Annotated in this window: 19 protein-coding genes; 10 read left to right on the top strand and 9 right to left on the bottom strand. The window is 59.3% G+C overall.

Annotation, left to right across the window (positions count from 1 at the left end; genetic code table 11):
* The first annotated feature begins 1 nt into the window (after window position 1).
* Both HU811_RS01050 and HU811_RS01045 read left to right on the top strand, forming a co-directional pair.
* Entirely contained in the window at window positions 2-508 is a 507-nt protein-coding gene (locus HU811_RS01050; protein WP_186653341.1) for a transporter suffix domain-containing protein, read from the top strand.
* Between the two features lie 97 nt (window positions 509-605).
* Window positions 606-740: a hypothetical protein gene (locus tag HU811_RS01045; protein ID WP_437179479.1), complete on the top strand. Its 135-nt coding sequence runs from the start codon at window positions 606-608 to the stop codon at window positions 738-740.
* 434 nt (window positions 741-1174) lie between these two features.
* Here HU811_RS01045 and HU811_RS01040 read toward each other — a convergent pair whose 3' ends face one another.
* On the bottom strand, window positions 1175-1984 hold the full coding sequence (locus HU811_RS01040; RefSeq protein WP_186653339.1) for an SDR family oxidoreductase: 810 nt from the start codon (window positions 1982-1984) through the stop codon (window positions 1175-1177).
* 124 nt (window positions 1985-2108) lie between these two features.
* Complete coding sequence (locus HU811_RS01035; protein ID WP_202883602.1) at window positions 2109-2870, bottom strand: hypothetical protein; 762 nt, start codon at window positions 2868-2870, stop codon at window positions 2109-2111.
* A 473-nt stretch (window positions 2871-3343) separates the two neighbouring features.
* Here HU811_RS01035 and HU811_RS01030 point away from each other — a divergent pair, with 473 nt between their 5' ends.
* Window positions 3344-5110: a S8/S53 family peptidase gene (locus HU811_RS01030; RefSeq protein WP_186653336.1), complete on the top strand. Its 1767-nt coding sequence runs from the start codon at window positions 3344-3346 to the stop codon at window positions 5108-5110.
* Between the two features lie 119 nt (window positions 5111-5229).
* Window positions 5230-6480, top strand: coding sequence for an MFS transporter (locus tag HU811_RS01025; protein WP_186653334.1), 1251 nt, complete (start codon window positions 5230-5232; stop codon window positions 6478-6480).
* Window positions 6481-6510: 30 nt separating this feature from the next.
* On the opposite strand, the gene HU811_RS01020 is transcribed toward HU811_RS01025, so the two are convergent.
* Window positions 6511-6954, bottom strand: coding sequence for an HIT family protein (locus HU811_RS01020; protein ID WP_186653332.1), 444 nt, complete (start codon window positions 6952-6954; stop codon window positions 6511-6513).
* Between the two features lie 151 nt (window positions 6955-7105).
* Window positions 7106-7453 (bottom strand): carboxymuconolactone decarboxylase family protein, encoded by a 348-nt coding sequence (locus HU811_RS01015; protein WP_092396741.1) that lies wholly within the window; start codon window positions 7451-7453, stop codon window positions 7106-7108.
* 110 nt (window positions 7454-7563) lie between these two features.
* Here HU811_RS01015 and HU811_RS01010 point away from each other — a divergent pair, with 110 nt between their 5' ends.
* On the top strand, window positions 7564-8469 hold the full coding sequence (locus HU811_RS01010; protein WP_186653331.1) for an AraC family transcriptional regulator: 906 nt from the start codon (window positions 7564-7566) through the stop codon (window positions 8467-8469).
* A 167-nt stretch (window positions 8470-8636) separates the two neighbouring features.
* Here HU811_RS01010 and HU811_RS01005 read toward each other — a convergent pair whose 3' ends face one another.
* From HU811_RS01005 to HU811_RS00995, 3 genes are all read right to left on the bottom strand, one after another.
* Window positions 8637-10688, bottom strand: a complete 2052-nt coding sequence (locus HU811_RS01005; protein ID WP_186653330.1) for a 2Fe-2S iron-sulfur cluster-binding protein — start codon at window positions 10686-10688, stop codon at window positions 8637-8639.
* A 238-nt stretch (window positions 10689-10926) separates the two neighbouring features.
* Window positions 10927-11289: a response regulator gene (locus HU811_RS01000; protein WP_186653329.1), complete on the bottom strand. Its 363-nt coding sequence runs from the start codon at window positions 11287-11289 to the stop codon at window positions 10927-10929.
* Window positions 11286-13088 (bottom strand): sensor histidine kinase, encoded by a 1803-nt coding sequence (locus tag HU811_RS00995; protein ID WP_186653328.1) that lies wholly within the window; start codon window positions 13086-13088, stop codon window positions 11286-11288. Before HU811_RS00995 ends, HU811_RS01000 begins: the two co-directional genes overlap by 4 nt.
* A 411-nt stretch (window positions 13089-13499) precedes the next feature.
* Between HU811_RS00995 and fnr the strand changes: the two genes are divergently transcribed.
* From fnr to HU811_RS00980, 3 genes are all read left to right on the top strand, one after another.
* Complete coding sequence (gene fnr, locus HU811_RS00990) at window positions 13500-14243, top strand: fumarate/nitrate reduction transcriptional regulator Fnr (RefSeq protein ID WP_186653326.1); 744 nt, start codon at window positions 13500-13502, stop codon at window positions 14241-14243.
* 235 nt (window positions 14244-14478) lie between these two features.
* Complete coding sequence (locus HU811_RS00985) at window positions 14479-15126, top strand: BON domain-containing protein (RefSeq protein WP_092396729.1); 648 nt, start codon at window positions 14479-14481, stop codon at window positions 15124-15126.
* Window positions 15127-15206: 80 nt separating this feature from the next.
* A complete protein-coding gene (locus tag HU811_RS00980; protein ID WP_186653325.1) occupies window positions 15207-15368 on the top strand; it encodes a hypothetical protein in 162 nt (53 codons plus the stop codon).
* A 22-nt stretch (window positions 15369-15390) separates the two neighbouring features.
* Here the strand turns inward: HU811_RS00980 and HU811_RS00975 are convergent, their stop codons facing one another.
* Window positions 15391-16080 (bottom strand): phosphoribosyltransferase, encoded by a 690-nt coding sequence (locus HU811_RS00975; protein WP_186653323.1) that lies wholly within the window; start codon window positions 16078-16080, stop codon window positions 15391-15393.
* A gap of 265 nt (window positions 16081-16345) precedes the next feature.
* Here HU811_RS00975 and arcD point away from each other — a divergent pair, with 265 nt between their 5' ends.
* Together arcD and HU811_RS00965 are read left to right on the top strand one after the other, a co-directional pair.
* The gene (gene arcD, locus HU811_RS00970; RefSeq protein ID WP_092396725.1) at window positions 16346-17839 is read left to right on the top strand and encodes an arginine-ornithine antiporter; all 1494 of its coding nucleotides are present in this window, start codon (window positions 16346-16348) and stop codon (window positions 17837-17839) included.
* Between the two features lie 88 nt (window positions 17840-17927).
* Window positions 17928-18464, top strand: coding sequence for an Hsp20/alpha crystallin family protein (locus HU811_RS00965; protein ID WP_186653374.1), 537 nt, complete (start codon window positions 17928-17930; stop codon window positions 18462-18464).
* Window positions 18465-18655: 191 nt separating this feature from the next.
* Here HU811_RS00965 and HU811_RS00960 read toward each other — a convergent pair whose 3' ends face one another.
* Window positions 18656-20011 carry an MBL fold metallo-hydrolase RNA specificity domain-containing protein gene (locus tag HU811_RS00960; protein WP_186653320.1) on the bottom strand — a complete coding sequence of 452 codons (1356 nt, stop codon included), beginning with the start codon at window positions 20009-20011 and terminating at the stop codon, window positions 18656-18658.
* Window positions 20012-20055: the final 44 nt, after the last annotated feature.

The following is a 20055-nucleotide window of genomic DNA, read 5'->3' as shown; positions in this document are numbered from 1 at the left end:
CATGAACGCTCCCCATACTGCTAAATGGCGATTCAAACTGGGTATAGCCATCATTTGTCTGATGCTTGGCTCCTGGTTAATGGTGCCGGTCGCGGCGGCGCTCGAAGTGCCTGGTTCAAAAATCGCAGCGCTGACTGGAGTCCTGTTTATCAGCAACAAAGTCCTGCTGATTCTCGTCATCGCCGTCATGGGCAAGGCCGGCTTCCAGCAGTTGAAGCGCAGCGTGCTCGGTTACGTGTCCGGGCTTGTGCCTTCCATGGAGAACGAAGTTGGCCCGGTGCGTCATCGAATCGGCATCGTGATGTTCTGCTTGCCATTGATCTGCTCATTTCTCGAGCCTTACGTCGACGCCTTCTGGCCAGGTCTCAGACCGAACCTCTGGCAGGCTCAACTGTTGGGTGACGTCATGCTGATTGGCAGCTTTTTTGTACTCGGGGGGAATTTTTGGGAGAAGGTACACGCGTTATTTGTGCGAACTGCACGTGTTTCAGACTCAAGTACGACGTGAGTCGACGATAGAAACGAAGGCTTTCAACCCAAGCGGACGTTTAACTGCCTGCGAGGCAGCCGGCTTCGAACCGCGAGTCGCCTTCGAAGTGGAAAGGATGCTGACCAATGTCAGCCTGGTGGCGGCTAGTGAACGGGTTTCAGTAGTGCCGGCCTCGATGCGCGACATCCACCGGGAAAGTGTCGTCTACCGCCGCATCCTGGGTGCCCGCCCCGCCTTGTCGCACCACTAACTCGTCTGCCGCCAGTAGAGAAATAAATCCGTCCACTTTACTGCCCTTACTCCGCTTTACTCCGAACTGTTTCACCGCGTGCCGCAACGGCCGTGGTATGCGCGTAATCTCCAGAGCAAGCCGGTTTAACCCTTTCTGCCTGGATAAACACTATTGTGGCGAGGGAGCTTGCTCCCGCTGGGCTGCGGTGTAGGAGCTGTCGAGTGCAACGAGGCTGCGATCTTTCCTCTGCCAATTGCGTCCAGAGCGAAAGATCAAAGGATCGCAGCCTCGCTCCGCTCGACAGCTCCTACAGGGCGTAGCCCAGCACAATTTCAGTTTTTACCGGACACTGACGCCGAGCGTGGGAACGATCGAAAATCGCTGATTACGAGAGACGGCTTGCGGTCAAAAACGAGCCGTCGCGCACTCCATTAGCGTCGGGCCACGCTCAGCTACTTCACTACGGTTGGCGTCACGGCCGTCCCAGCCAATAGACCACCGTCAATGTTGAATTCACTGCCGGTGATGTACGTTGCTTCATTCGAGGCGAGTAGCAAGGCTACAGCAGCCACTTCTTCGGGCATTCCAAACCGTCTGAGCGGAGTATCTCGGACTAGGGCGGCCATTCGCTCTTCGCGATCTGAACCACTACCCAACATAGGCTCCCACATCGGTGTGAGGGTGGCAGCAGGATGAATCGAGTTGCATCGAATTTTCAATCCTTGCTCGGCGCAGTAAAGCGCGACTGTCTTGGTGTGATTGCGCACGGCAGCTTTGGACGAAGCGTATGCCGCGGCACTTGGGATGCCGACCAAACCGGAGCGAGAGGAAATATTGATAATGGAGCCGGTTCCCGAAAGGCGCATGGAGCGAATGGCGTACTTGCATCCTAGAAATACACCATCGAGATTGGTGTTATGCACCGCGTGCCAGTCTTCCAGGCTGGCGTGTTCTGGATCATGCGGTACGGCACCTTGCTCGAATCCGGTTATGCCTGCGTTGTTCACCAAGACGTTCCAGCTGCCACGCTCCCTCAGAACCTGCAACGCAACTCGCTGCCAATCTTCCTCGCGCCGCACATCCAGGCGCAGATAACAGGCACGGTCACCTAACGCGCTTGCGACAGCTTCACCGAGTTCGTCGTTTATATCGGTGACGTACACAAAGCAGCCCTCCTGCACGAAGAGACGTGCAATCGCGGCTCCGATCCCTTGGGCTGCCCCTGTCACCACCGCGACAGTGGAAGCTAATCTGTTTTCCATGAATGAGGCCTCTTGATGCGGAACCCGACTCACCAGAACGCAGCTATTTTCAAACAGCCAGAATCCGGCCACTTCGGCCAAAATAACAGCTGCAAGGGAATCGCTGTCAGTGTTGACGTCGCCCCTACGATACCTCGACCGCCGCTTTTGACAGAAGGCCAAGGTTGCTTCTTGGGTGGTTTTTTTCGCCTAGCCAGTTAGGAATCAGTGCGCCTTGAGAAGCAAAATGTTCAACATGAACCACTGTGATTTTTCCGTCCGTGTAGGCAACTGAATTGATCATTTTCCAGGCCCCAGGACGGGCGCGGCGAAACAGGCCGTAAGCAGATGCGACATAGCCCAGGTCCGTACCTAGACCAAACATGACAATGAGCCGAGTTTCCTCCGGTAAGTCACGTAGAAAAGTGGTTGTGCAATGAGTGGCGACCGATGCGCCAAACGGGGTCGCAATGAACTTGTCCAGCATGCCGCCCCCCGAGCCTTTCCAAGAAGCGGACTTGCGGTCGTAGCGCTCCACAGTGCAACGAATGAGTGATGCGAAATGAAAGCGTCCAGACTTATCCGCGATAAGACGGTCTACATTTCTCTTGAGCCTATCAGGCTCGTCAGAGGGGATGAGTCCGACGTGAGCCAGAATCTTGCCCGCGTTGAGACGACTGCCCTTGTACGCAATTTCGTCGTGAGGCGTGGAAGCGAGCGCTCCAGCCTGGGTCGGCCCCTTGGAAAACCCAAGTACAACGACCTCGGGATGAGTACTGCCCCATGACAGAGGGTTGGCTGTAATACGCCAATCTCCTTCCGTACGCTTGGATACATCGAATTGAGGCGCGATACCACCATGGCAACGCGAGCAGGTGACTCTGCCGTGACTAGGTAAACAACTCATCGATCCCCCTGATGCTGCGATAGATGCCTGAGGCCAGAATTAACCGGCGCACAGGACGAACTTCATAAGTGGCTAACTATTCAAGGTAGTTGCTGGCAGCATAGTTGACGCTATCCATTTTTGATCACCCGGGGGCACAACTATGAATCCGACCTATTCAGCGACAAATGCATCTTGAGCACGGACGAGTCACCCGGCTAGAAGTGCCAACGATGCTCTCCCTATTCCATACGCCAAACATATCAACTCAGTACATAGCCTATATTTCAATTCCTCCACCCCGGTGACTAGCATTCGCCCGGACGTTGCGTGGCCTTCTGTCTGCAGCGTCCACCTCCAATAAAAAAATCAGGAGACATCAATATTCGAAGACTGCGCAGACGCTCCAAGTCAGTCACTGTCCCTGTTCCGCTGAACGAAACAAGCCACAGGACAGTCGGAACACCAGGCCCCTCGGCAAAGAAACCTGACCCATGTCCTTACGATTCGCTGTCCTCGCTACGTTGCTCACGTTGGCCGCCCACACGGCGGCCGCCGCACAAGAACCGCTGCGCCTGGAACGCCTGGACCGCTGCGGTGACCTGCTGCAAAACCAGCACCAGGACTGGTGCCTGACCGTGCGCGGCTTGGGCAACCAAACACCACAACTGAAACTGGGTGAAAAGACGCTACCCGCGCTCATTGTCCAGCGCGAAGGCGAAACCCTGCGCGTGCGCCTGGACAGCGCCGCCTATCAGAGCGGCCCTCTTTGGCTGGAAGACGGACAGCGCGTCAGCAATGCAGCCTGGCTGAGCCTGCGCAACAGTCACGTACTGGCCGCCGGGCCGGACGAAGTGGCGAAGAACATGGACGGCTTGAGCACCTACGTCGATCTGGTCAGCCTGTTGATCGAGGAGAATCACGATGGGCGCCAGGAAGCTGAGCGTCTTGCCCAAAAATACGGCGCCAAGGTCGTTGGCAGTATTGCTCCCCTGAACCTGTACCAGCTTCGTTTGCCGGCCAAGGACCTGGTGCAGCGCGACGCGCTGGTGCTACGGATGGGCAGCGAGACCAGCGTCGATGCCGTGGTGATCGAGGAATCGGCAGCGGAAGAGGCCGAGCAAGCCGCCCCCCGCCCTGAAGAACCGAAGAAGCCGGCCCTGGACTCCGATGAGTGGGCCGCCAATCGTTTTCTCGACGCGGTGAACTACTACCAGCGGCGCATCCCCGCGCGGCAACCGCCCACCCGCCCACAACCGGTGCGCATCGGCCTGATCGAGCGTAACGTGGATTTCGACACCGCCGATTTCGCCGACTACCTCGGCGCCTGCTCGCCACCGCGCACCTGCGTCTATGCGCGCGACGCGAACACACCAGACAACCACGGCACCACCGTCGCCGGCATTCTCGCCGCGCGCTGGGATGACGGTGGCAACACCGGTTTTCTCCGGGGTCTGGACAAAGCCAGTGGGGGCTTCGAAGTCATTGTCGAGCGCAACTCCGATGCTGGGATCACCGCCAACATCGCCGCCTCGGTCAACCTCGTAGAAGACGGGGTGCGGGTGCTCAACTGGAGCTGGGGCATTCACCGCGTTGGCGCGAAAAACGTCAAAGGCGATGAAGTCGACTCGCTGTTGCGCTCAGGCATCGCCATGAGCGGTTACGAGGAACTGCTGGAGGAGTTTTTCCTGTGGCTGCGCAAGGAGCATCCCGACGTGGTGGTGGTGAACTCCGCCGGCAATGGGTCGTCGTTCTCGGGCACCGATGAATACCGCCTGCCCTCTTCGTTCATCACCGAACAACTGCTGGTGGTCGGCGGGCACCAGCGCAGCGAGCGCGCCGGGGTTGCCGTCGATGACTCGGCCTATGCGGTCAAGCGCAGCTCCTCGAATATCGACATGCGCGTGGACATCACCGCCGCCGCTTGCGCCCACGCCTCGACCACCCGCGCCGACGAAAACGGCGCAGTGCATTGCGGCACGTCCTACGCCACACCCATGGTTGCGGGTCTGCTGGCGGCAATGCTGTCCATCAACCCGCAACTTCAGCCCGAGCAACTGCGCATGCTGCTACGGCGCAGCGCCATGACCATCGGTGAAAATCACGACTTCGAGCGGATGGACGGCGAGGACCTTACCGCCCCCATCCTGCCGTCGGAGCGCAGCTATCAGCTTAACGACAAGGACGTGGGGCGTTCGGCGCGACTGGACATGCAAAAAGCGCTGGATCTGGCGGAGCAGAGTCGTACGCGCGTGCGTTGAACCACGCACTGGGTGCGGGATAAAACCTATTGGGAGCGGCAACATCCATAGTTTGACCTTCCTCGAAGTGAGCAATGCACCGGATACCTATCCTGTGCGCCCACATGGAGGATATGCCGATGAAGCCCAGCCGTTTTTTTGGAAAGACCGTACTGACCTGCACATTCATCCTGGCAATGATCGGTTGGGGGGTCGGTTTCTATGGACCGCCGATCTACATGCAGGCCGTAATGGATCGCACCGGCTGGCCGGTGGCCCAGGTGTCGGCGGCCGTTACCCTGCACTTTCTCAGCGGCACGCTGGTCATCGCCAACCTACCCAGGCTCTACGCGCGCTTCGGTGTACCGGCCATTACCCTGTTGGGCAGCATAGTGCTGGGAGTCGGGGTGAATATCTGGGCTCAGGCGAGCCAGTTATGGGTGCTGTATGCCGGGGCCATCTGCTCGGGCATCGGCTGGGTGACATTAGGCGCCGCCGCCGTGAATACTCTGATCGCCCCGTGGTATGTCAAGGAGCGGCCCAAAGCCTTGGGCAAGGCTTACAACGGCGCCAGCATGGGTGGGGTGATTTTCTCGCCGTTGTGGGTGTTGCTGATCGAGCGTTTTGGCTTCGCCACAGCGGCGCTGGTGATCAGCTCTGTAGCCGTGGTGCTGATGACTAGCTTCGCCTTTCTGGTGTTCAACAAAAGTCCGCAAAGCCTCGGCCAGCATGCCGACAATGCCGACCAGCCAGAACCGGTAGCGACTGGCCCGAGCGCCACCCCCTGGACTGCAGCGCAAACGCTGAAGTCGGCCAATTTCCGTTCCCTGGCAGCGGGCATGGCCCTGGGGTTGTTCGCCCAGATTGGCTTGATCGCCCATCTGTATTCGATTCTGGCGGGACGCATGGGCGCCCAGGACGCTTCATTCGCCATGGGCCTGGCCACCGCCAGCGCCATGGGCGGGCGGTACGTGGCCGCACGCTTGATGACCCAAGGCATCAACCGCCGTCAACTGGCCTGCCTGGGCTACGGGATTCAGATGCTTGGAACACTGATGCTCCTGGGCCTGGATATCCACCCGGCGGTCGCCTGGGGGGCGGTGGTGTTGATCGGTTCGGGCATCGGCAACGCCACTTCATTGCCGCCATTGATCGCCCAGACTGAGTTCAGCCGTGAACAAACCGCCAGGGTGATTGCACTGATGGTCGCAATCAGCCAAGCCACCTATGCCTTCGCCCCGGCGTTCTTCGGCCTGGTCCGTTCAGCCTTTGTCGTACCGAGCCAGGCCATCGCCGCTATCGTGGTTGCCGCCGTCGTGGTGCAAGGCCTCGCGATCCTGGCGTTCTACACGGGCGTGGTCACCCGCCCTTTCAAGAAAACCGTGTACTGACTCTCTACTTACGTCTGGATCGGGCCAGCGCTAGCCCCCTGAACGGATGCGCTCGACCAGACGTGCCTGCAGCAATTTGAGCTCCTCGGGATCGGCCTTGCCCCGCCCATGTATGCCCGCCTCTTCGCCCTCCCAGCGAGGGACTATGTGGACATGAATGTGGTAGACCGTTTGCCCCGCCGGGGCGCCATTGAACTGCGCGATCTGCACGCCATCAGGCGCCAGTTCATCCACGATGACCCGCGTGAGCCGCTGCACGACAGCCATCATCGCGCCCAGGACGGCGGGCTCGACCTCAAGAATATTTCGCGCCTGGGACGCTTTGGGAATCACCAGGACGTGGCCGCGGGACTGGGGGAAAACATCCAGAAAAGCCAATACATCGGCATCTTCGTAAATCTTGTAGGACGGCGCTTCGCCGCGAAGAATCAGCGCGAAAATGTTCTGTGGATCGTAATCACCGTGCAGGCTCATGATCATTCCCTTAAGCGGTTGTTGGAACAGTTGACTGCCAGCAAGCCGGCATCGATCGATCGGAAGGTTTAGCACAATCACCTGGCGATTTTCCATAGAACGGGCAAAAGCCCCGGTACTTTGCAGTGCCGGGGCCTGACGTTGCGTGGCGTCACGCGCGGTTGTTCAACGTGTCATAGGCTTCAAGCGAACGCAGCGAGTAAATGTACGCGGCGCCTGCATTCAGCGAGATCGCGGTTGCCAGGGCGGCGGCCACTTCCTCGCGGCTCGCCCCAGCCTTGATCGCCGCGTCGGTGTGCGCGGCGATACAGCCATCGCAGCGGGTGGTGACCGCGATCGCGATTGAAATCAGCTCGCGGGTCTTGGCATCGAGTACGTCGTTTTCGCTGGCGGCCTCCCCAAGGGCCATGTAGGCCTTGACCATTTTCGGGTTGCTCTTGCCCAGCGCGCCAAAGGCTTTTTGAATGGTGGGCAACAATTCAGACCAGTTGTTGAACATGGCATTAACTCCTGAGTGGGTTGGGTGTACTGTTTCGACGCCCTCAGTTTTTCACTCTGGCGCGGGTCGAGTTTGTTCAATCCGCTCAGTTTTTTTGGCGATGCTCTCAAATGAATGCAATCGATAAACTCATGAGCCTGGCCAACGTGCGCGGTAGCCTGGATCTGCGTTGTCAGTTTCAGGGTGACTGGGCGTTGGATCACGAGCAACAAGCCCTGGGCAACGCGCCCTATCACATCGTGTTGGCGGGAGAGTGCCGGGTGGAGTTTCCCGATGGGCAGCGTTTGCCCATGCGCGCCGGCGACATCCTGCTGTTGCCTCGTGGCGCCCGGCATGTCTTGCATAGCCCAGGAAAAATGGTTGTGCCCTCCTCGCCAGAACTTGTCCTGGGTGGCGCGTTGCCGATCCATCGGATTGGCGGCGCCAGCGCGGAACTGGACATGTTGTGCGGTAGCTTTCACTTCAATCGAGCGTCACTGCTGTTTGCAGCCTTGCCCGAATACCTGGTGATTCCCAGCGGCGCCTTGCCCGCTAACGGGCCGCTACCGACCCTGGTCGAGGTCATTCGAGCAGAGGCGGATGAGGATGAGGTCGGCGCTCGTTTTCTGCTCGATGCGCTTTCCCAGGCATTGTTCACGCTTATTCTGCGTGCGCATCTGGCAAGTCATGGCCAGGACAGCGGCACGCTGGCCCTGTTGGGCGATAAACGTCTGGGGCGAGTCTGGCAGGCAATGCTGGCAGATCCGGCCTACGAGTGGACAATTCAAGGCCTGGCGGACCTCGCGAACATGTCCCGCGCGAACTTCATGCGAACCTTCGTTCGCGTGGCCGGGGTATCGCCTTGGGTGTTGTTGACGCAAATACGCATGGAGTTGGCGTTCAGTCTGCTGAGCCATTCACATTTGGGCTTGAGCGATATTGCCGTGCAGGTCGGTTACCAATCCCAGGCCGCGTTCAGCAAGAAATTCAAGGAGGTTTATGGGCAAGCACCAGGAAAAGTGCGACGTACGATCTAGCCTGTGGCAAGGGCGCTGGGGTGCGCAGCAGCCCTAAGATCTGCCATCGCGCTGTGTCAGGGCGATTGTGTTCAGCTCTTTTGGGGCTGCTGCGCAGCCCAGCGGGAGCAAGCTCCCTCGCCACGGGTTCTGTTTGGCTGGGCGATTGGGGCGAGATGAGCACCTGCTCAAACGTCCAGAACCACGGTCTCACTCCCCTGTGCCGGCACTGCGCAACAGATCAGTACCTCATCTTCGGCAACCGGCTCGGCCGGACTGTTCAGATAATGCACCTGCCCCTGGCTCAACCGGGTTTTACAGGTGCCGCAGGAACCGCCGCGGCAACTGAATTCAGGGCTAAGGCCCCGGGCCTCGGCGAGTTCCAGCAAGGTCCCGCTGCCTGGCTCCCAACGGGCCTCCTTGCCGGAGCTGGCGAACAATACCTTTACCGTCTCGCTCGATGCAGGCACTTGCGGGATCGCCGGCACACTGATTTCGGCGTCACGCACCAGCGTGGACGGGCCGAAAGTCTCGGCGTGAATGCGATCATCAGGAATGCGCAATTTACGCAGCCCGTCATACAGCGACTGGGTGAAGCTGCCCGGCCCGCAGAGGTAGTAGTCGTAGTCATCGAGCGTCAGCAGTTGCTTGAGCAGCTCGACATCAATCCTGCCCGTCGCGTCGTAACCTTGCCCGTCTCCGTCGCTCGGCGGTTGGCTGACCACGCGCAGGACCTTGACCTTGCCCCCGGCGCGGTTCGCCAGCTCATCGATTTCCTCGCGAAAGGCCAGGTCGGCAACCGTGCGCGCGCTTTGCACCATCCAGACCGGCCGCATCCGGCTCATGCGCAGGCCCTGATAAACCACCTCGCGCAACATCGACAACAGCGGCGTCACACCCACGCCCGCCGCCAGCAGCACCAAGGGCCGCCGCTCAGTGGCCTGAACGGTGAAGTGCCCTTGGGGCGCTCGCGCCTCAAGCTGCTGCGCCACCTCGAACCGGTCATGCAGGTGCGAGGAGACCAAACCATCGCGCTTGACGCTGATGCGCAGGAAGTCATCCGACGGCGCACTGGACACGCTGTAGGTGCGAATCAATGGCGCTTTCTGCCCCTCCAGCGAAATCCGCACGGGCAAGTGCTGGCCGGCGTCAAACCGGGGCACGCCCGCGCCGTCGGCCGCTTGCAGGTAGAAGGAGCGAATGTTGTGGCTCTCATCCACTACTCGAACCACGCGCAATGGGCGCCAGTGGGTCCGCAGGGCTTCGGCCTGCAAGCGCTCGGCGGCTTGTTCCCAGCTCCCGGTCATCAATGAGTTGGGTGAGTCGCCCGCGCTCTGGTCCTTCCAGCGCAGCGGAACCGCTGCCGGGCGGTAAACAACGCGCTGCGGCTTGAAGCGCAGCAACCGCTCAGCCCCCTGGAACGCCGCTATTTCGGGATCGTCCAGCAATACTTGGGCTGAACCGGTCATTTGCAGAAGGTCGCCGGTCTTGAAATCAATAAAGGTAAGGCCTGCGCGGGGATTGAGCAGGATGTTGCCCAGGGTGTTGAAGAACAGGTTTCCGGAAAAGTCCGGAATGGTCAGTGTGCCGTCCTCGTCCATGCGCACAAAACCTGGCTTGCCGCCACGGTGGGACGCATCGACCTGCCGCTCGCCGTCGCGCTCCACATAGGTGGCGATGTAAAACGAATCAGCCGCTGTGATCAGCCGACGGGCCAGTGGGTCCGTCGCCACCAAGTGCCGAGCGTCGCCGGCCTGTTCCCGGACAAAGGAATATTGGCGCAGGTTGATATAGCGAGGGCAATTGCCATAGGCCTGACGTACGGATATTTCCAGCCCGTGACCGAGCAGACGGCGGATGTTGCCGTTCATGCGGTTGCGCCGGCGGGTGTGCAACTCGATACCCAGCATACCGATGGCATCCCCCTCGCCCATGCCCTCCTGGGCCGGATCGCTGGGTTGCGGCTCGAGATTGATCTGCAGGGTTTGCGGATCAGGTGAGTTCATGAAACCGGGCTTGCCGGTGCGCAGGGTCGCCCACACGTCACCTTGCCGATCCACGGCGCCCAATACCACGAAAGGCAACTGCGCGTAGAAGTCCCGGTGCTGGTCCGGCATCCAGTCGCGTGCCAACTGCCGCTGGCCGACGCTGGTCATCATGTCGACCGCACCGACCGAGCGCTGCAAGGTCAGTTCGCCTTCATGCCAGGGTGAGGGTTGTGCTTTCGAGGCTTCGTCCATCAGCTACTCCTCGCGCCCGCAGCCTTGCACACTGCGTTCAGACGCTACGGTCAGGGGGACTGCGCTACGCCTCTTGCCGAGGGTGCATTGCAGGTGGGGTTATCTTCTTCCCAAAGAGAGAGGGGAGGAATACGCACGAACTGCAATCCACCGTTTCATAAACTGGAATGAACGCGCCCGAAGACGCCTTCGGAGGGAATCACCAGGACCGGACAGTAAGCCAGTTCATCGCTGAAGGTCAGCGCCCCAGGGCAAGGGCGATCTTCAGTTGCAAATCGTTCTCGGAAAATGGCTTGTGCAACACGGGGCGATGGGCAAACTCGCTAGGCAGCCCGCTGGCACCGTATCCGGTGCTGAATAAAAACGGAATCTGCCGAGCCTGGAGAATCTCGGCAACCGGAAAAACCCGCTCGCCGGCCAGGTTGACATCCAGAATGGCCAAATCAATCGCCGCCTGGTTCGCCACTTCACACGCCGTAGCGAGCCGGGCCACGGATGCCACCACCACGCATTCGAGTTCTTCGAGCATTTGCTCGACCAACATGGCGATGGCGCCTTCGTCCTCGACCACCAGCACTCTGACTCCGGGGAACGCACTCATGGGCTGGACGCGCCGAGCAGAAACGAGAAGCGGCAGACAACCCCGTGCGGGTCGAAGGTAAGGTCAAATGTCCCGCCCAAATCGCGCTCGATGCAGCGTTTCATCAAACGAGAACCCAGCCCTTCCCGCTTGGGCTGGGATACCGGTGGTCCGCCTCGCTCGCACCAGTCCAGCGTCAGCAACATACCCTTGGCGTCTGATTGCACAGACCATTTCACTGAAAGCGTGCCGGTCTCGACTGACATCGCTCCGTATTTAAGTGCATTGATCGCCAGTTCATTGAGGGTCATTGTGAGGTTGAGCGCCACTCGGGTGCTGACGTCCACAGGCTCGCCCTCCACCACGATGCGACCGGGTTCCTGGCCAAATATCGGCATCAGCACTTCTTGAGCAAGGGAACCCAGAGGGGTATGCCCCCAATGGCGCCGGGTCAACAGATCATGGGCCCGGGACAACGCCAGCAATCTGGCTTCGAAACGCCTGTAACCATCTTTCGCATCTTCGGCATTGCGCGCCGTTTGTGCCGCCAGCGATTGCACGGTGGCCAGGGTGTTCTTGACCCGATGATTGAGTTCGTCGATCAGGGTCTTCTGCCGGTTCTCCGCCTGCTTTCGCTCGGTGATGTCCACCAGCATGTTGATGGCGCCCACCAGGTTGCCATCGGCGTCATGCAGCGGTGTGGGGTAAGGCGCAAACGGCACACGAGTGCCATCAGGCCGCTCGGCAATGGCCTCGACACCGCGTATCGGGCGGTTTTCCTTCAAGGCCACCGCCATCGGGCATTGGTCGTGGGGAAGCGCGCTCCCGTCAGTATTGAATATTTTCCAGGTCACGCACCACAGGTCACCCAGTTGAGGCGTTCGCCCGGACAACTCGACAGCGGCCCGATTGAAGAAGGTGATGCGCCCTTGCGCGTCGGTGGTATAAACCGCGGCGGGCAAAGCCTCGAGCAGATTGCGCATGTGCCGTTCACTTTCACGAATCTGGCTTTCCATTCGCTGGGCGAGCGTGACGTCGATGGTGAAACAGCGTGTGTGAAAGAGCTTACCGTCCTCGAAACGCCCATTGGAGGTAATCGCTACATGCCTGATCGTGCCGTCTTTGGCCCTCAACCGCGCCGGGTAGCTGTCCAGGCTTTCGCCGCTGCCCAGTTTGTTGAGGATGTCACCAATAACGGACTCATCGACATGAAACTCCGTAATGTGGCGGCCAATATATTCTTCAGCCGTGTAGCCCAGCATGTTCAGCTCGGCCTTGTTGGCACGCTGGATAATGCCCGCGTTGCTGACAATGTGAAGCCCCACCGCGCTGTTTTCAAAAAAATCCTCGAGGTCGGCGCTCTTGCGTCGAAGCTCTTCGGCCATGGCATGGTGCGCCGAGACATCCTGGAAGCAATTGATCGCCCCTTGAATGGCCCCGCTTCGATCTCTAAGGGGCCGGATGTTCACAAGGGCGACGATCCGCGCTCCGTCTGGACGCTCAATGATCACTTCCTGATTGCGTGTGGGTACGCCGCTGTTGAGAGCCGACGCCATTGGGCAGTCCTCAAAAGCCAGCGGCGTACCGTCGGGCAAGAAAAGCCGGTGCGAGCCACAGAAGCGGTCACCGTTCTCGCCTAGTACCGGCACCCTACCCCACAGCTCGGCGGCCTCACTGTTATACCTGACGAGCCAACCTTCGCGATCGCAGAGATAAACCGCCCCCGGAATGGCGTCGAGCGCGCTCGCTCCCATCGTGGCCAGACTTTCGTACTCGCTCGATGTGCGGGTTTCCACGGGTAGCTCTTGAATGTTCAACATCAGTAAATATCCTCAATCCGCCTGGCTGAAGCGCCCCTTGCTGTCCATCGCCCCCCTTTGTAATACCCGGAGTCGGTGATGCCAGCTCGGATAAATGACTTCAAGTGCGGGTACGGATATTTGTCGTAAAGCTGCGGTATTGGAGTCTAGATCCCCATTCTCTTTGCGAGTTCAGGAAAACTCAGCGGCACGTAACCGGTGGCCGGGAAGGGGCTGAATCAAATCAACCGACGTGCGGTGCAGCCCCATGACTTATTGGCCCAATCGGCTCAAATCAGTCACTTACTCGTGCCCCCAGTCTTTTTGCATTCACTGCGGGAGTCGCCTGACCCGATAAAAGTGGCAATGGCCCCGGAAAAACAGGCACAGCGCAGTTATTCCCCTATGCTTGTTGCAAAAGGAAGCCGTCCAATGTCTTCGCAAGTGTTACACGTGCATGCCCTCAAGACTGCCTGTTCCAATTGCAGCGTGCTTGAACTGTGCCTGCCCATTGGGCTGACAGGCGGTGAAGTCGAGCGCCTCGACACGTTGATCGCCCAGCGGGTGAAGGTCAAAAAGGGCGCGGCGCTGTATCGCACCGGCGATCCGCTGCGTTCGCTGTATGCCGTACGACTGGGCTTTTTCAAGACCAGCATCTTGTCCACGGATGGCCGCGAACAAATCACAGGGTTTCAGATGCAAGGCGAAATGCTCGGTCTGGACGCCATCAGCACCGATCATTACGCCTGCACAGCGATTGCCCTGGAAGACAGCGAAGTCTGTCCGCTCCCCTTCACTCTCCTGGAAAAACTCGCCCGCGACCTCCCCTCCCTACAGCACAACCTCAACAAACTCATGAGCCGGGAAATCGTACGTGACCACAGCATGTTGCTGTTGATGGGCAACATGAATGCCGATGAGCGTCTGGCGGCGTTCCTGCTGAATCTGTCGCAACGACTCAACATGCGCGGTTACTCCTCCAGGGAATTCGTCTTGCGCATGAGTCGCGAGGCCATCGGCTCCTATCTGGGCCTGCGGCTGGAAACCATCTGCCGGGGGATCGCCCACCTGCGAGAGGAGGAACTGGTGGACATGCATGGACGCAACGTCACGATCCTGGACTTGTCCGGTCTCAAGCAAAAAGTCGCCGGCTGTCATCGTCACTCAGAGCAGTAAAAAACCAGTCGATGCGTTCACATCACCGGTTATCTGCTTGCCGCCTGACCGACCACCCTGTTCGCTCGGTAGGTCGTCTTTCTGATCCTCACCAACTTACAGACAGTTGCCCGACCGCACGGGGGCTCATTACGCCCTTGTTGATTTAGCTCAATGCGTCGGCCTCACCCAGGGGTAAAAAAGCAGACCGGGCCCTAACAGCTCGCCCGCTTTGCATCATCTGGAGGACGCCTCGATGAGCGACTTGACCCTGCGCAAAACCATTCTGGAAGAACTGGAATTTCAACCCGACCTCAACGCAGCCCATATTGGCGTGGCCGTGGACAACGGCGTTGTCACCCTCTCCGGCCACGTCAGCAGCTATGCAGAAAAAATCAGCGCTGAACGCGCTGTCAAAAACATCGAAGGCGTGCGCGCGGTGGCTGAAGAAATCCAGGTTCGCTTGAATAAAAACGCCGGCACGGCAGACGACACCATTGCCAATCGCGCCCTGAACATCATCAACTGGAGTTCCGACGTTCCCGAGGGCGACATAAAAGTCGTCGTCCAGAACGGCTGGGTCAGTCTGGAAGGTGAAGTAGATTGGCAATACCAGAAAGAAGCCGTGGAGCGAGCCGTGTTCAAGTTGTCCGGCGTCATGGGCGTCAACAATCGGCTGACGCTGCGCCCTCGAGTGGACGCCGACAATATCCAGCACCGTATCGAAGAGGCCCTTAAGCGCAATGCCGAAGTGGACGCCAAGGCCATTCACGTCAAAGTTGATGGGGATGTGGTGAGGCTCGACGGCAAGGTCCATTTATGGCGCCAGCGTAAAATCGCGGAACGGGCGGCCTGGTCGGTGCCGGGGGTTAGAGAGGTGAACGATCATCTGTTGCTGGTCTGAGTCGCTGGCCCGGGGAGCCAACGCTCACTCCGGCGATGAGTGCGCTGCCTGTCATCTGATGCGGTTATTGAGTTGAGGCCATGAAAAAATCCGTGAGGATGCCACCAATGAACACACCCTCGTCACACACGCTTGATGGACTTTCTGGTTCTCCCCACCCGATTGAAGCGGTAACAGCACTGGCTATGCCAAAAAGCCAGAAACTCGAGCAGGAAGACGAAACCTTTCCATTTGGCGTGTGAGCCCGTTCGCAGTCCGGCCGCCCTACCCCTGGGGGCTGGCGGTCGACTCCCGCTGCCAGGCTCGCTGCAGCAAATCGATGACGATTTCATCCGATGTCTGGGGGAAGTCCTTGTACCAATAGCCTATGGAAACCAGCCAGTCAGGAATCAACGGACAAATCACCTCATCCACTTCGCTGCGTAGCGCCTCCAGCGTTTCAAGCGGCGCAACCGGCACAGCGACCACGATGCGCGAGGGCCCTTGCGTGCGAACCGCGTGGATCGCTGCCATCATCGAGGCCCCTGTGGCCAGACCGTCATCAATCAGGATGACCACCTGGTCCTTGAGTTGTACAGGCTCACGCGTGCCTCGATACGCCTGTTCACGATGCAGCAGCTCCCGGGTCTCCCGGGCGACCACGGCGTCGAAATCGGCCTGACCAATCGGATGGGCACGAAGAGCGTCGTCATTGAGGATCTGTATGCCACCACTGGCAATGGCGCCCATCGCGAACTCGGGGTTGGATGGCACACCCAGTTTGCGAACCAGCATCAGGTCAAGGCGCACGTGCAGAGCGGTGACCACTTCATAAGCCACCGGAACTCCGCCGCGCGGCAAGGCCAGGACGATGACATCGGGTCGATGGGCGTATTTGAACAAAGCGTCCACCAGCCCTTGCCCCGCGGCGCTCCGGTCTTTCCATACTGTTTGCATTGAGGGACTCTGACTCATTGGAAAACCTCCACAGGCTGTTGCGCCCCGTCGTTCAGCGTCAAAACTCAGCGTCCTCTGATAGAGCTGCCGGTGCGTTGATTTATGTCAATTTCCCTGCAAGGCAGCTCAGCCCTTCTCCTATGAAATTCACACACTCACACCCTGCATAACCTCTGATCTAAATCAATGCTCCCTACCCTCTTCACGCAGAGATTAATAACCAGCGTTAGGACCTTCGCCTGGGCGAAGGTTGTCGCCCCCCTCGTCTCGTGGAGACTTCATCATGGCAACGCACCTGCAAGGCACCGAGCCGGTCATCCCGACCGTTAAACCTCATCCTTTGGCCGGCAGTTTGCGAAAGGTCGAACCCAAACGTCTGTCATTGAGCCTGCTGGTTGCGCTAGTGGTCGGTTCGATGATCGGCAGCGGCATTTTCAGCCTGCCCCAGAACATGGCCTCCAGCGCGGGAGCCGGGGCTATCCTGATCGGCTGGCTGATTACCGGCGTAGGCATGCTGTCACTGGCCCTGGTCTATCAGACTCTCTCCAACCGCCAACCGGAACTCGATAATGGCGTGTTCGCCTACGCCCGTGCGCTGGGGGGTGAGTTTCTGGGCTTCAATTCGGCGTGGGGCTACTGGATCAGCGCATGGATTGGCAACGTCAGCTACCTGGTGATTCTGTTCGCGGCGCTCAGTTATTTTTTCCCGCTGTTCGGCGAAGGCAATAACAAAGCCGCGATCGCCGGTGCGTCGGTGGTGCTGTGGTCCTTGCACTGGATGATCCTGCGCGGGATGCGCACCGCCGCCAAAGCCAACGCCCTGACCACCGTGGCCAAGGTTGTGCCGCTGTTGCTGTTCATCGGTCTGGTGATCGCCGGGTTCTCCAAAGACACCTTCATGGTCGACTTTTGGGGCACGCCGGCATTGGGTAGCACCCTGGATCAGGTCAAGAGCACCATGCTGGTGACGGTCTGGGTCTTTATTGGCATTGAAGGTGCCAACGTGTTTTCCGCCCGTGCCGCCGACCGGGCGGATGTGGGCAGGGCCACGGTGATCGGTTTCGTCCTGACATTGCTGCTGCTGATTGCCGTGTCGCTCCTGTCTCTGGGGATCCTCAGACAACCTGAACTGGCTGCCCTGAAGAACCCATCCATGGCGGGTGTTCTGGAGGCGGTGGCCGGTCCTTGGGGTGCGGTGTTGATCAGTATCGGCCTGATTGTGTCGGTCGGTGGTGCGCTGCTGGCCTGGACCCTGCTGGCAGCGGAATCGGTGTTCACGCCGGCCAAGGAAAAGGTCATGCCCCGCGCGCTGGCCTCGGAAAACCAGCACGGCGCGCCGGCCAACGCGCTGTGGATCACCAACGGCTGCATTCAGTTGTTCCTGTTGTTGACGCTGTATTCGAGCGCCAGCTACCTGGCCCTGATCTCGCTCGCTACCTCGATGATCTTGCTGCCGTATCTGTTCAGCGGCCTGTACGCGCTGAAGATGACCTGGCAAGGCCAGACCTACGCCGGGCATCGCGCGTTGCAACTGCGTGACATGGCCATCGCCTTGGTCGCCACCACCTATTGCATTTGGCTGCTCTACGCCGCCGGCCCTCGCTACATGCTGCTCAGCGCCCTGCTTTATGCCCCTGGTTCGCTGATTTACCTCAGCGCCCAACGGGCCAGGACCGGACATGCGCTCAATGGTTTCGGTTGGGGGTTGCTGCTGGTGATCTGGGTGGCGGCGATCTTTGCCGGCTGGATGCTCTGGTCCGGACAACTCTCGTTGTAAGGCTTGCAAGCGTGCATTGACCCGTCCGGAACCAGCGCCTGGCAATGATGCCAGGGCCCGCCCGGACATCACCCAAGAGGAAAACCAAATGTCCAATTCAGTGAAAAAAATGCCGGTCGATACCCAAAACAAAGCTCAACATCCGGTCAAGCATGACCTTTGGCATCCACTGGAAAAACTCCGTCAGCAGGTGGATCACCTGTTCGATGATTTCAACCGGGGCACAGGCCTTTCTCCCTTCAGTCGCGGGCTGTTCGACGTCGAGCCCTTCTGGCGCCGGGAGTTCTCCGCAAGCCTGCCCGCCGTGGACATCAGCGAAAAGGAGAAGAGCTTTGAAATCACCGCCGAATTGCCCGGAATGGATCAGAAGGACATCGAAATCCGGCTAGCCAATGGCAATCTGGTTATCAAAGGGGAGAAAAAGGAAACCAAGGAAGAAAAGAAGAAAGGCTATTATTTGTCCGAACGCCATTACGGCTCCTTCGAGCGGGTGTTCAACCTGCCAAAAGGGGTCGACAGCGACAAGATCGAAGCCCAGTTCAGCAAAGGCGTGCTCACCCTGACACTGCCTAAAAAACCGGAAGCGTTGAAAGCGGAAAAGGTCGTGCCGATCAAGGCTGACTGAATGCAGTACACCTTGCCCCTCGCCGGCCAACGACGAGGGGCTTTTTCTTGCCTGTGCATTTCTGCGTGAATGAATTTTCTCAAATGTGCTGGTGCAGCTAACGGCCTGTTCGCGAGCAGGCTCGCTCCCACAGTTTTAGAGTCGTTTGCACAACTTTCGTGGGAGCAAAGCTTGCTCGCGATAGCGGTCGTTCAGAGTTCCACGCTGTCGCGGTATTCCGGCACCGACACCGACCAGCCCAATTCATCGCGAATACGATGACGCAAGACGTCGGAAGCGTTGGGTTCGCCGTGGACGACATAGGTATGCCGGGGCGGTGTCTTGAAGCCACGCAACCATTGCATGATTTCATCGGCATCGGCATGGGCGGACAACGTTTGCATCGGCACCACTTCAGCGTTGATCGGCACGTCCTTGCCATGGATGCGCACCGACGGCTCGCCCGCCACGATTCTTGCGCCGCGCGTACCGCCGGCCTGGAAACCTGGCATCAGCAGGGTATTGATGGGGTTGGGCGCCAGGCTCTTGAGGTGAAACAACACCCGCCCTCCGGTGGCCATGCCACTGGCGGCGATAATCACTGCCGGGGTGCGTCGCAAGTCCAGGTCCATGGAGTCCTTGGCCGAACGCACCGGATGCGCGATATGGCACATGCCTTCGCATTCTTCCTTGGACAACCGGTGCTCATCGCCAAAGCGCTGATACAAACGGGTGACGTCGATGGCCATGGGGCTGTTGAGGTATATCGGGATATCCGGGATCGCCATACGCTGTTTCAGGCGATACAGGTGGTACATCAACAGTTGTGCCCGACCGACCGTGAATGAGGGCACCAACGTGATGCCGCCACGCAATGCGGTGCGGGTGATGACGTCGGCCAGTTGATCTTCCGGCGAATCGTGTGGATGCCGCCGGTCGCCGTAGGTGGACTCCACCAACAGGTAATCCGCACGTTCGATGGTTTGCGGGGCAAACATCAACGGATCCTCGGGGCGTCCCAGGTCACCGGAACACACCAGCGTTACGCCACCGGCCTGAACCTGCACCGTGGCGGCACCCAGAATGTGCCCGGCGCGACGCAGCAACATATTCAGTCCCCGGCCGATGTCCACCGGATGATCGAACGCCACTGGACGTAGCAGCTTCAGCGCCCGCTCGACATGCTCACGGGTGTACAGCGGCAAGGCCGGATCGTGTTTGGAAAACCCTTTGCGGTTGGCGTATTCGGCCTCCTCTTCCTGCAAGCGGGCGCTGTCGAGCAGGAGAATTTTTGCCAACTCGCAGGTGGCCTGCGTGGCATAGACCGGACCGCGATACCCATTGCGCACCAGCACCGGCAGGTACCCGCTGTGATCCAGATGCGCGTGAGTCAGCACGATCGCGTCCAGGTCACGCATCGGCAGTTCGAACGGGTCCCAGTTGTGCAAGCGCAATTGTTTGTAGCCCTGGAACAGCCCGCAGTCGATCAGAATGCGCTGATCGTCGTGCTCCAGCAGGTACTTGCTGCCGGTGACCGTGCCGGCCGCCCCTAGAAACGTCATGCGCATGAGCGTGCTCCTGAACCATCGATGGGAGTTGCATGGGTCGCACT

Origin of the sequence: Pseudomonas tehranensis (assembly GCF_014268615.1) — a bacterium.
GTDB classification, from domain to species: domain Bacteria; phylum Pseudomonadota; class Gammaproteobacteria; order Pseudomonadales; family Pseudomonadaceae; genus Aquipseudomonas; species Aquipseudomonas tehranensis.
This window is presented reverse-complemented; position numbering and strand designations above follow the sequence as displayed.